We start from the raw sequence: 10855 nt of genomic DNA, 5'->3' as shown, positions 1-10855 counted from the left end.
TTAATCAGCTCAGCCCAATTTTTTATTCGCGCGCCTTGCGCGATTCACTCTATTTCGGCTCACCGCCGAAATAGTTGAATCGCTCCTTTAGGTGGGGCGCGCAATTAGTTTGAGGGTACTGTTCTTTTTCTTCAGAAAAAGAACCAAAAAGACTTTAGAGCGCATCCCTACGGGATGCGCTGGCGGGATCTACCCTAAAGCCATCGCAACAGCCTCGACCCAAAAACCGACATCGCACTCGCCGTGGCACGAACGCGTGGGTCGGATACTTCAAGCTCTTCCTGAAACAACAAAACCGGATATTGCAGCATGAAACTACATGCTGCAATACCCGGTTTCTCTTATTCAACTGTTTGGGGAATAAAGGGATACAAAGGCCCCTGTTACCCTCCAAAAACTACTTCTGTACCATGTCCGACGGATCGCGCATCACCATGCTCTTGGCAATCCGCAACTTCACACCGTTGTCTACTTCCACCAGCACGCTGTCTTCGTTCACCTCTTTCACCGTGCCGTAGATCCCGCCTGCGGTTACCACTTTCGTTCCGTTTTCCAACGAGTTGCGGAATTTGTTCAGCTCTTTCTGCCGTTTCTGCTGCGGACGGATCATGAAGAAGTACATCACGGCGAAAAGCAGAATCATCATGATCAGAAACGAGTAGTTTCCGCCGCCTTCTCCCCCTTGGGGTGCCTGAAGCAGGATTGTGTTGAGTGTCATGTTGTCTATTGAATTGAATTAAGTTTCAAAATCGGTAAGGTGCTTTTCGATAAACGCAAAAAACGGGCCGTTTCGTATATCGAGAACCCTTTTATTATTTAATTAATCCCCCAGAACGACTTCGCCGTCCAGATAAACGGTCGCGCACTGCCGCTCTGCGGTAATGATTTCGATCGACTTGAACTGCTGGCCGAGCCGCCCCCGGCTGTCGAACCGCCAGGTCATCAGGATAGTATCCCCCGGCGCGATCGGCGCGGGATCGTAATCCGCCGTGGTGCAGCCGCAACCGGTAATCACCTGAACGATCACCAAAGGCCGCTCCGAAAGGTTCGCCACGCGGAACCGCCCTTCGAGCACCTCTCCTTCGGCCATCCGTCCCATCCGGATGGTATCATAGCTGCGCGCCGCATCCCGCCCCTCGTCGGTCACCGGAAGAGGCAACCGGACGGTCAACAGGCCTGCCGTATCGGTCACGGTCGAGTCCGAACGATCGCCGCCAGCCGAGGATGCCCCGTCGCAACCGATCAAGAGGAGTCCGAAGAGGCTCAAAAACAAAGATGCAAAAAAATGACGCATAAATACCGGTTACTACGATTATCCCTTATTAACCCCCGCCCGAACGACGGTCTTGTCGATCAATCCCCGCCCCTGTTTAGCGATTTTCCCCTCCTGAGTCAATTGAACGACGGCTTTGTCGAGTATCCCGTTGACGAAGACGCTGCTCCCCGGTGTCGAGTAATATTTCGAGATTTCGATGAATTCGTCCAGGGTGACCTTGACCGGAATGGTCGGAAACTGAACGAGTTCGGTCATGGCGGCGAGCATGATGATCTTGTCCATGAAGGCGATCCGGTCGAAGTCCCAGTTGCGGGTAAAGCGGTCGATGTAGCCGAAGTACTCTTCGTGGTTCAGGAGCGCTTTGCGGAACAAGGTCTCGACGTATTCTTCGTCTTCCTTGTTCTTGTACATGGGCATGATTTCGGGATCGGTCGAGGTCTCGTTCAGGAAGCCGATGGTGCGGATGGCGAGACCGAGGCAGTAGGAGAGGTCGTCGACCCAAAAGAGGGAGCTCTCTTCCAAGGCCTCTTCGAGGTATTCGTTGTCTTCGATATGGGTGGAGAGGAAGTCGATGACGAATTTCCGATCGGCAGCGAAGGCCTCTTTTTCGTCCTCGGGCACGGGTGCCTCCATGTACCGTTTATAGTACGGTGCGGCGATCATGTCCTGATAGAGGCGTTTGACGATGGCTTCCTGTCCCCGCCAGGAGGCTTTGCAACGGGTCATGGCGTCCCCAAGAACCGAGCTGTCTTCGATGATCCGCACGACGCGGTTGTCGACGAACCGCACGTTAGGGTGCAGGTCTTCGTCGGTGGGCATGAGTTTGGCTCGGTTGATCTCGATCCGTTCGCGCGCGAGGCGGGCCACTTCGCCGATCAGGGCGATGAGCAGGAGGTAGAGTTCGTAACTTTTCCGAATGGCGGTGTCGAGTTCTTTCTCGGAACGGGGAATGGATTCGGCACCGGATTGGAAGTAGCTGTACAACGCTTTGACGGTTTTGATTCGAAGCAGTCGGCGACTCAGCATAGGGAACGGTCTGGAGGGGGGAGTGAAAAGTGGGTGGCTCGCGGGAGGGTCGTGCGGCCGATTAATATTCGTCTTCGTTGAAGAAGAAGTCGTCTTTGCTGGGGTAGTCGGGCCAGATGTCTTCGATGCTTTCGTAGATCTCGCCTTCGTCTTCGATCTCCTGGAGGTTTTCGATCACTTCCAACGGGGCGCCGGAGCGGATGGCGTAGTCGATCAGCTCATCTTTCGTGGCGGGCCAGGGTGCATCTTCGAGTTTGGATGCGAGTTCGAGTGTCCAGTACATAGTCTGTTCGGGTGTTTGATTGTCTCAGGGACTGAATCGGAATTTCGACGCGGTGGGTTCGGCAACTGCCTCGCGTCGAGGTCTGCAAAGGTAATCATTTTCGGTGATTTTCTGCAAATTTCGTCGTTTTCGGGCGGTTTTCGGTGGGTTCGCGGCGGGGCCCCGGGCTACCGCAGTCGTGCGGATGGCGTGCAGCGTGGCATCGGCAGCGAGGGTACGGTCTGGTCTGCGTCGGTGCACGACGGCAGCACGGACGCCTGGCGTTTGTTGTTCAGTGCGGTGAACATGAATCCTTCTGATGCGACCTATCGCGGCCACGGTTTTCAGTTGCGTTGCCTCTCGGAATAAACGCCACGGGCCCGCGGGGGGGGGGGGGCAAATGGCAGCCTCTACCCCATTCTTCGTCCGCGCGCGGGCAAGCTTTAGACCCCTAAAACTACACACAGACACAACTCCCGTCAGGTCTACACCGCAACTACCCCTACAAAAAATTGGGATCGGCTCGCAACTGCGAGCCGATCCCAATGGCAATCGATCGATCAGAGCACCAGGCTTCGCCTTCACCCTACATCAGGCGTCGATCTTGGCATACCGGGCGTTCCGCTCGATGAACTCGCGCCGGGGCGGCACGTCGTCTCCCATCAGCATCGAGAAAATACGATCGGCTTCCGTCGCATTCTCGATGGTCACCTGACGCAGCGTCCGGCCAGCCGGATTCATCGTAGTCTCCCACAACTGCTCGGCGTCCATCTCGCCCAACCCCTTATATCGCTGGATATGGACCCCCTTGCTGCCGAACTCTTCGACAGCCGCCAAACGCTGCTCCTCCGTCCAGCAATACTGCTGTTTCGGCCCCTTCTTCACCAGGTAGAGCGGCGGAGTGGCGATATACAAGTGACCGTTCTGGATAATGTCCGGCATCCGGCGGAAGAAGAAGGTCATGATCAAGGTCGCAATGTGGCTCCCGTCCACGTCGGCATCGGTCATGATAATCACCTTGCCGTACCGCAGCTTGCTCAGGTTCAACGCCTTGCTATCCTCCTCCGTCCCCACCGTCACGCCCAGCGCGGTGAAGATGTTCTTGATCTCCTCGCTGTCGTACATCTTGTGATCGGTGGCCTTTTCGACGTTCAGAATCTTACCGCGCAACGGCAGAATGGCCTGAAAAGCACGATCCCGCCCCTGCTTCGCCGTCCCGCCTGCGGAGTCCCCTTCGACGAGGAAGATCTCGGTCTGGGTCATGTCCCGCGACGAGCAGTCGGCCAGTTTCCCCGGCAAACCCGCCCCCGACAGCACCGTCTTGCGCTGCACCATGTCCCGCGCCTTGCGCGCCGCCGTCCGCGCCGTAGCCGCCAGAATCACCTTCTGCACAATCGCTTTGGCATCCTTCGGATTCTCTTCGAGGTAGTTGGTCAGGGCCGCCGACACGGCATTGTCCACCGCCCCCGAGACTTCCGAGTTCCCGAGTTTGGTCTTGGTCTGCCCCTCGAACTGCGGTTCGGCCACCTTGACCGAGATGATCGCGGTCAGCCCCTCGCGGAAGTCGTCCCCGCTGATCTCGAATTTGAGTTTGGCGAGCATCCCGCTGTCCTCGGCGTATTTCTTGAGCGTCCGGGTAAGCCCCCGCCGGAAGCCCGTCAGGTGCGTCCCCCCTTCGATGGTGTTGATGTTGTTCACGTAGGTGTGCACATTCTCGCTGAAACCCGTATTGTACTGCAAAGCGACCTCGATCGGCACTCCGTCGCGTTCGCCGGCGATGTGGATGGTGTGTTCGATCAGCGGTTCGCGCGTCCCGTCGAGGAACTTGACGAACTCCTTGAGCCCCTCCTGGGAGTAGTAGTTGTCGTGCCGGTATTCGCCCGTCTCCTCGTCCTTGTCGCGTTTGTCGGTGAGGTTGAGCCGAATCCCTTTATTGAGATACGCCAGCTCGCGCAGCCGCGAGTTCAGGGTATCGTAATTATAGGTCGTGGTTTGAGTGAAAATCTCGCCGTCGGGCTTAAACGTAATGGTCGTTCCGGTACGATCCGTCGTCCCGATCACTTCGATATCGCCCTGCGGCACCCCTTTGCTGAAGCACTGCCGGAAGATTTTCCCCTGCCGGTGCACAACGGCTTCGAGGTCGGTCGACAAGGCGTTCACGCACGAAACCCCCACGCCGTGCAGCCCCCCCGAAACTTTATACGATCCTTTATCGAACTTCCCCCCGGCGTGCAAAACAGTGAGCACGACTTCCAAGGCCGATTTCTTCTCCTTGGGATGGTAGTCGGTCGGAATCCCGCGCCCGTCGTCGCTCACGGTGATCGAGTTGTCTTCGTTGATGGTCACGTCGATGGTGGTGCAATACCCGGCCATCGCTTCGTCGATGGAGTTGTCCACCACTTCGTAAACCAGATGGTGCAACCCCTTCTCGCCGGTATCCCCGATGTACATGGAAGGCCGCTTGCGCACCGCTTCCAACCCCTCCAGCACCTGGATGCTGCTGGCCGAATATTCTCCGTTGTTCTGTGTCTTTACTTCTTCTTCGCTCATACTGCGCGTGTTTTTCTCGGTAACTTGCAAATATAGGCTTTTTCCGGCATATCTGCAAGCAGAGTAACCCGAGGCTATTCTCCGCCAGCGGTGTACCACGAGGCGTAGGTGAGGTAGTGCTCGGCGTTGAGGTGGATCATGCGGTGCTGCTCTTCGGGGGTCAGGGTCTTGACTTTGCGGGCGGGGACGCCGGCGTAGACGCTGCCGGGTTCGCATTCCTGTCCGCTCAGCACGAGGGCGCCGGCGGCAATAATGGTTCCGCTGTGCACGACGGCGTTGTCGAGCAGGGTGGCGCCCATCCCGATCAGGCAGTCGTGTTCGACGCGGGCGCCGTGGACGACGGCGTTGTGTCCGACGGAGACGTCATCGCCGATCTCGACGACGGAACGTTTGTGCAGTGTGTGAAGCACGGCGCCGTCCTGGATATTGACGCGGTTGCCGAGCCGGATGGGATTGACGTCGCCGCGCAGGACGGCTCCGTACCAGACGGAGCAGTGGTCGCCGAGGGTGACGTCGCCGATCAGGACGGCGGTTTCGGCCAGAAAGCTGTTCTCTCCTAATCGGGGCGAGGTGCCGTTCAGAGGGCGGATAAGGGCCATGGGTCTTTTTTGTTTAAGAGTTATCAAAACTGTTGCAGGTGCGTCTGGGGTAATCCCGAGCAGACAGGGCCTGCGCGAACAGAGAACGGGACGAGAAGTCGGGCCGAGGTGACCCATTCCGAGGCCGGGAGACACCTCCCCGCGCAGGGCAGTCTCAGGCGGGGCAAAGCTCGACCGCGCGCCGCCGCCTAAAAAAGCGATTCAATCATTTCGGCAGCGAGCCGAAATAGAATGAATCGCGTAAGGCGCGCGAACAAAAAACTGCGCGCGAAAAACTTGATTCCGAGCAAAAATCCGTCGCCCGCCCGCCTAAAGAGGGATTTCGCTCATTTTGCGGTGAGCAAAATCGAGATGAAATCCCAGCGGGCGACGGCACCGGCGGAGCGACAGCGGAGCCGCAGTGAGGCTGACACGGGGCGGAAAATTGGGGCGGTGCTTTGGGCCAAGAGCGAGTAGCGCGGTTCTTCGAACCGCCGGCCTTGTCGCCCAGGCGCGGAGCGCCTCGGGGGAGTGGGCGACAGGCCGAAGTTCAGAAAATTGTGCGGTGCTTCTGCGACCCTTTGGGTCGCGCGAGCCGAAGCCTCCGACCGCGGAGGGACGCACAGCGTCTTTTGCTGACAGCCTCTACCCCAAACCCCGTAGGCTTCGACCGCTTGAACTGAGAGCGCGGACGAACCTCATAGCAAAGAAGCCGTACTCTTGCGCCCCGCAGAGCCGCGCAGCCCGCCCCGCAGAGAACCCACAAGAACCCGCATAGAACCCATACAGAATTAGAACCAGACACCACACGATATGAAAAAACAGACCACAGGCCACCGAGCCCAGCCCACCACCCCGATGCCCTTCGGACACAGAAACTACCTCCTCATGCTCGCCGGCATCGGCGCCATCATTCTGGGCTTCATCCTCCTGAGCGGCGGCGCCAGCGACAACCCCGCCACCGAATTCAACCACGACATGTTCAACTTCCGTCGGCTGTACCTCGCCCCCCTGCTGCTGCTCGCCGGTTTTCTGTTCGAGATCTACGCCATCATGTACCGGCCCAAGAGCAAAAAATCGAACGAAACCGAAAACACCACCCCCCAAAGCCAGTCGTAACCCATGAGCACCCTAGACGCCATTCTGCTCGGTCTGCTCCAAGGCCTGACCGAATTTTTGCCCGTCAGCTCCTCCGGACACCTCGTTCTTTTGAGCCGCCTCCTCGGCACCTCCGTCGACAACACCACCTTCGCCATCCTCGTCCACGCCGCGACCGTACTGGCCACCATCACCGTCTTCTGGAGCGAGATCCTGCACCTCCTGCGGCGCGGGCTCACCCTCCGCTCCACCCCCGAATCGCGCTACCTGCTGAAGCTCCTCATCTCCATGCTCCCCATTCTGATCGTCGGCCTCTTTCTGAAAGACCACGTCGAAGCCCTCTTCGGGAGCGGCGTGCGGTTCGTCGGCAGCATGCTCCTCGTAACCGCGGGACTGCTCCTGCTGACCCACCTGATCAGACCGAAACAGCAACATCCCGTGACCGCCAAAGACGCCTTTCTTATCGGCCTGGCCCAATCCGTCGCCGTGATTCCCGGCATATCGCGCTCCGGCTCCACCATCGCCACCGGCATGCTCCTCGGCGACGACAAAAGCCAACTCGCCAAGTTCTCCTTCCTGATGGTACTCGTCCCGATCCTCGGCGAAGCCTTTCTGGAACTCCTGAAAGGCGAATTCTCCCCCGCCGCCTCCGGCATCTCCGGCTACGCCCTAGCCGCCGGATTTCTGGCCTCCTACCTCTCCGGCCTCTTCGCCTGCAAAGCCATGATCCGCATCGTCAGCCGCGGGAAACTGTGGTGGTTCGCCCTCTACTGCGCCGTGGCCGGCACCACCGCCCTCATTCTCGGCTAATCGCTCCATGACCGACCATTTATCCCCCCACCTTCGCCCCGACTACCCCTTCGAAGAAGGGCTCGTCCTCCCCATCGACAAACCGCTGGGATGGACCTCCACCGACGTCGTTCGGAAAGTGCGCACCCTGATGCGCCGTTTGGGGCACCGCAAAATCAAAGTCGGCCACGCCGGCACCCTCGACCCCTTGGCCACCGGCGTTCTGTTGATCTGCGTCGGCCGCGCCACCAAACAAGTCGACACCCTCCAGGCCGAAGAGAAAGAGTACCTCGCCGAGATCGAACTCGGCGCCACCACCCCCAGCTACGACCTCGAACACCCCGTAGACACCCGCTACCCCTGGGCACACATCACCCGGGCAGACGTCGAGCGCATATTGGCCGGCTTCATCGGCGAACAGGAACAAGAGCCCCCCGTCTACTCCGCCAAGAAACTCGAAGGGCGTCGCGCCTACGAATACGCCCGCGAAGGCGAAGAGGTGAACATGCGCCGGGCCGTGATAAACATCTACTCGACCCGCCTCGAGACGTGCGAACTGCCGACCTCACCGCGCCTCACCGTGCGCATCTTGTGCAGCAAAGGCACCTATATCCGCGCCTTCGCCCGCGACCTTGGGCGTAAGTTATCAAGCGGCGCCCACCTCACCGGCCTTCGCCGGACGCGCAGCGGCGGTTTTCAAGTCGAGCACTGCCTATCGTTAGAGACCTTGCAAGCGAAATTATCGCCCCCGGCTCCAACCGTTGAAACAAATCCCGTTTAATTACGTATTTTAATTATTCGTTTTGCCTCACCGGCAACGAACATCCCTTCAACCGAAAATTGAGCCGCCGGCAGCGGGAGGATACGTCAGCATCCGTCTAAAGTTTGGCTTCGCCTTCCTCCTCGCCGCTCGGCAATTTGCAAACTACGTTTGCATTGCTCTCGCTGGCAGCGTCGGTTTTCTGGTTCTCTTTGTTCACAAAGAGAACAGTACCCTCAAACCGACGCGCGCCTGCGCGCGGACAAAGAACGGGGGTAGAGGCTGCCAGTGGAAATGCGTAAGCATTTCCCGTCCACGGGACGTGGGGCCCGCGCGGCCCGAGCGCAGTTTCAGGCGGAACAAAGCTCGACCGCGCGCGACTGCTGGAGTAGGGAATCGTTAGAACAATGGTGAATTGTTCTAACAAGATTCCCGCCAGCGCGCGGACAATGGATTGGACCGAGGCGGCCTTGGGGTAGAGGCTGCCCCTTCCGAGTGCCGGGAAGCACCGCGCGCCACGCCTTAGGAAGGGAAATCGTCAAAATGTGCTGGCACGTTTTGACAAGATTTCCCAAGGCGCGCGAACAAAGCTCGCCCCACACGCAGAAAGAGATTCATTGAAAAAGCCCCCACCGAACACCGTAAAAGCGACAGTTCCCGTAAAATACCACGACCAGAATAAAAAACAGTTAAAGAGATGAAACTATCGCAATACAAGTACGACCTGCCCGAGAGCCTGATCGCCCAGTACCCCTGCGAGAACCGCGACGAGAGCCGGTTACTCGTTTTCGACCGTAAGAGCGGCAAGATCGAGCACAAGATCTTCAAAGACATCCTCGGCTACTTCCGCGAAGGCGACGTGATGATCTTCAACGACACCAAAGTTTTCCCCGCCCGGCTGTACGGCAACAAAGAGAAGACCGGCGCCGAGATCGAGATCTTTCTGTTGCGCGAGCTGAACCGCGAACAGCGGCTGTGGGACGTCCTCGTCGACCCCGCCCGGAAGATCCGCATCGGGAACAAGCTCTACTTCGGCGACGACGACGCCCTGGTAGCCGAAGTCATCGACAACACCACCTCCCGCGGCCGCACCCTTCGTTTTTTGTTCGACGGCGAATACGACGCCTTCAAGAACGCCCTTTATAAGCTCGGCGAAGCCCCCGTTCCGACCCACATCCTCCGTCGCCGCGCCGAAACCATCGACGAAGAGCGCTACCAGACCATCTACGCCGAGAAAGAGGGCGCCGTCGCCGCCCCCACCGCCGGCCTCCACTTCAGCAAACACCTGTTGAAACGCCTCGACATCAAAGGCGTAGGGCGCGCCTCCATCACCCTCCACGTCGGACTGGGGAACTTCCGTTCCGTCGACGTCGAAGACCTCACCAAACACAAGATGGACAGCGAACCCATCTTCATCACCGAAGAAGCCGCCCGTATCGTGAACACCGCCCGCGAGAAAGAGAAACGCGTCTGCGCCATCGGCACCACCGTCATGCGCACCATCGAGAGCTCCGTCTCGACCGACGGCATGCTGAAACCCTTCGAAGGCTGGACCAACAAATTCATCTTCCCGCCCTACGAATTCAGCGTCGCGAACTCCATGGTGACCAACTTCCACCTGCCCTACTCGACCCAGCTGATGATGGTCTCCGCCTTCGCCGGCTACGACAAACTGCTGAAAGTCTACGAAGTAGCCAAAGAAGAGGGCTATCGTTTCGGCACCTACGGCGACGCCATGCTGATTCTGTAACTCGATATCGGAGAGACCTATCCCGCCTCCCCGCATACTCCACGCCTCCGTCCGGACAACAATGTCCGAGCGGAGGCATTTTCGTCCGCCCCCCTCAGTCATCGTCCCCGCCCCGGGCGACCGCAATTCTTATTCGGGCACACTGAGCTACATCGGCAACAGCGGGTACAGCTACTCGTCCACCTCCCATACTTCAAACGACCACTACCGTGGGATGTACTTGAGTTTCCGTACGACAGCCCTCAGTGCCAGCGGTTCGTATCACCGTGCCAACGGTCTTCCGTTGCGCTGCCTCTCAGAATAAACGGGGACGAGAGTCACGCGAACCGGGCAGCCTTAGCTTCAAGTTGGAGTAGAGGCTGCCAATAAGACACACGGTGGGGCGCCCCGGGCTTCCGCGACGCGAGTAGCACCGGACAATTCGGCCTGCCATTGACTGTAGGTAATCACGGATACAGTTGGTCGTCTTCTGCCACGAACGGTACTTACGGATTTTTCTTATGGCTCGCCACGGAGGTACTCGTCCCCTTCCACTCGCTTTACCGTGGCCACGGTTTTCAGCTGCGTTGCCTCTCGGAATAAACGGAGACGAGAGGCACACGAAAGCTGGCTGGAACTACCCCAAGCAACCGACAGCTTCTACCCTATTGGTGCTCCTGCGGCTCGCAGAGCCGCCCGGGCCGAAGCCTCCCGCAGCGGAGGCCCGCAACTAACGTTGCTCTGGGCCCCGCAGGCTTCGACCATCAAAAGCAATCTCTAATTCACT

Annotated in this window: 12 protein-coding genes; 6 read left to right on the top strand and 6 right to left on the bottom strand. The window is 58.6% G+C overall.

All coding sequences use genetic code 11. The annotated features are described in order from the left end of the window. Window positions 1-397 precede the first annotated feature (397 nt). The 4 genes from yajC to QZ302_RS06475 form a co-directional block, all read right to left on the bottom strand. The gene (gene yajC, locus QZ302_RS06490; protein WP_294593805.1) at window positions 398-718 is read right to left on the bottom strand and encodes a preprotein translocase subunit YajC; all 321 of its coding nucleotides are present in this window, start codon (window positions 716-718) and stop codon (window positions 398-400) included. A gap of 102 nt (window positions 719-820) precedes the next feature. Next, entirely contained in the window at window positions 821-1294 is a 474-nt protein-coding gene (locus tag QZ302_RS06485; protein WP_294593803.1) for a DUF1573 domain-containing protein, read from the bottom strand. Between the two features lie 18 nt (window positions 1295-1312). After that, complete coding sequence (locus tag QZ302_RS06480; protein WP_294593801.1) at window positions 1313-2302, bottom strand: transcription antitermination protein NusB; 990 nt, start codon at window positions 2300-2302, stop codon at window positions 1313-1315. A gap of 61 nt (window positions 2303-2363) precedes the next feature. Next, entirely contained in the window at window positions 2364-2585 is a 222-nt protein-coding gene (locus tag QZ302_RS06475; protein WP_294593799.1) for a DUF2795 domain-containing protein, read from the bottom strand. A 189-nt stretch (window positions 2586-2774) separates the two neighbouring features. Here QZ302_RS06475 and QZ302_RS06470 point away from each other — a divergent pair, with 189 nt between their 5' ends. Beyond that, window positions 2775-2933: a hypothetical protein gene (locus QZ302_RS06470; RefSeq protein WP_294593797.1), complete on the top strand. Its 159-nt coding sequence runs from the start codon at window positions 2775-2777 to the stop codon at window positions 2931-2933. A gap of 222 nt (window positions 2934-3155) precedes the next feature. Here the strand turns inward: QZ302_RS06470 and gyrB are convergent, their stop codons facing one another. Both gyrB and QZ302_RS06460 read right to left on the bottom strand, forming a co-directional pair. Further along, window positions 3156-5114, bottom strand: a complete 1959-nt coding sequence (gene gyrB, locus QZ302_RS06465; RefSeq protein WP_294593796.1) for a DNA topoisomerase (ATP-hydrolyzing) subunit B — start codon at window positions 5112-5114, stop codon at window positions 3156-3158. 74 nt (window positions 5115-5188) lie between these two features. Next, the gene (locus tag QZ302_RS06460) at window positions 5189-5713 is read right to left on the bottom strand and encodes a gamma carbonic anhydrase family protein (RefSeq protein ID WP_294593794.1); all 525 of its coding nucleotides are present in this window, start codon (window positions 5711-5713) and stop codon (window positions 5189-5191) included. A 792-nt stretch (window positions 5714-6505) separates the two neighbouring features. Between QZ302_RS06460 and QZ302_RS06455 the strand changes: the two genes are divergently transcribed. From QZ302_RS06455 to QZ302_RS06435, 5 genes are all read left to right on the top strand, one after another. After that, the gene (locus QZ302_RS06455; RefSeq protein WP_294593792.1) at window positions 6506-6811 is read left to right on the top strand and encodes a DUF3098 domain-containing protein; all 306 of its coding nucleotides are present in this window, start codon (window positions 6506-6508) and stop codon (window positions 6809-6811) included. 3 nt (window positions 6812-6814) lie between these two features. Beyond that, window positions 6815-7600, top strand: a complete 786-nt coding sequence (locus QZ302_RS06450; RefSeq protein ID WP_294593790.1) for an undecaprenyl-diphosphate phosphatase — start codon at window positions 6815-6817, stop codon at window positions 7598-7600. Between the two features lie 7 nt (window positions 7601-7607). Beyond that, the gene (gene truB / locus QZ302_RS06445; RefSeq protein WP_294593788.1) at window positions 7608-8360 is read left to right on the top strand and encodes a tRNA pseudouridine(55) synthase TruB; all 753 of its coding nucleotides are present in this window, start codon (window positions 7608-7610) and stop codon (window positions 8358-8360) included. A 676-nt stretch (window positions 8361-9036) separates the two neighbouring features. Further along, on the top strand, window positions 9037-10089 hold the full coding sequence (gene queA, locus QZ302_RS06440; RefSeq protein WP_294593786.1) for a tRNA preQ1(34) S-adenosylmethionine ribosyltransferase-isomerase QueA: 1053 nt from the start codon (window positions 9037-9039) through the stop codon (window positions 10087-10089). Between the two features lie 432 nt (window positions 10090-10521). Beyond that, window positions 10522-10671: a hypothetical protein gene (locus tag QZ302_RS06435; RefSeq protein ID WP_294593784.1), complete on the top strand. Its 150-nt coding sequence runs from the start codon at window positions 10522-10524 to the stop codon at window positions 10669-10671. Window positions 10672-10855 lie beyond the last annotated feature (184 nt).

The sequence above is a fragment of the uncultured Rikenella sp. genome (genome assembly GCF_910579375.1).
GTDB lineage: Bacteria > Bacteroidota > Bacteroidia > Bacteroidales > Rikenellaceae > Rikenella.
The sequence above is the reverse complement of the archived record's forward strand: the minus strand, read 5'-3'. Positions and strand labels throughout refer to the sequence as shown.

Excerpts from the sequence above, each read along its gene's own strand:
- yajC (WP_294593805.1), bottom strand. The coding sequence starts at position 718 with ATGACACTCAACACAATCCTGCTTCAGGCACCCCAAGGGGGAGAAGGC.
- QZ302_RS06485 (WP_294593803.1), bottom strand. The coding sequence starts at position 1,294 with ATGCGTCATTTTTTTGCATCTTTGTTTTTGAGCCTCTTCGGACTCCTC.
- QZ302_RS06480 (WP_294593801.1), bottom strand. The coding sequence starts at position 2,302 with ATGCTGAGTCGCCGACTGCTTCGAATCAAAACCGTCAAAGCGTTGTAC.
- QZ302_RS06475 (WP_294593799.1), bottom strand. The coding sequence starts at position 2,585 with ATGTACTGGACACTCGAACTCGCATCCAAACTCGAAGATGCACCCTGG.
- gyrB (WP_294593796.1), bottom strand. The coding sequence starts at position 5,114 with ATGAGCGAAGAAGAAGTAAAGACACAGAACAACGGAGAATATTCGGCC.
- QZ302_RS06460 (WP_294593794.1), bottom strand. The coding sequence starts at position 5,713 with ATGGCCCTTATCCGCCCTCTGAACGGCACCTCGCCCCGATTAGGAGAG.
- QZ302_RS06455 (WP_294593792.1), top strand. The coding sequence starts at position 6,506 with ATGAAAAAACAGACCACAGGCCACCGAGCCCAGCCCACCACCCCGATG.
- QZ302_RS06450 (WP_294593790.1), top strand. The coding sequence starts at position 6,815 with ATGAGCACCCTAGACGCCATTCTGCTCGGTCTGCTCCAAGGCCTGACC.
- truB (WP_294593788.1), top strand. The coding sequence starts at position 7,608 with ATGACCGACCATTTATCCCCCCACCTTCGCCCCGACTACCCCTTCGAA.
- queA (WP_294593786.1), top strand. The coding sequence starts at position 9,037 with ATGAAACTATCGCAATACAAGTACGACCTGCCCGAGAGCCTGATCGCC.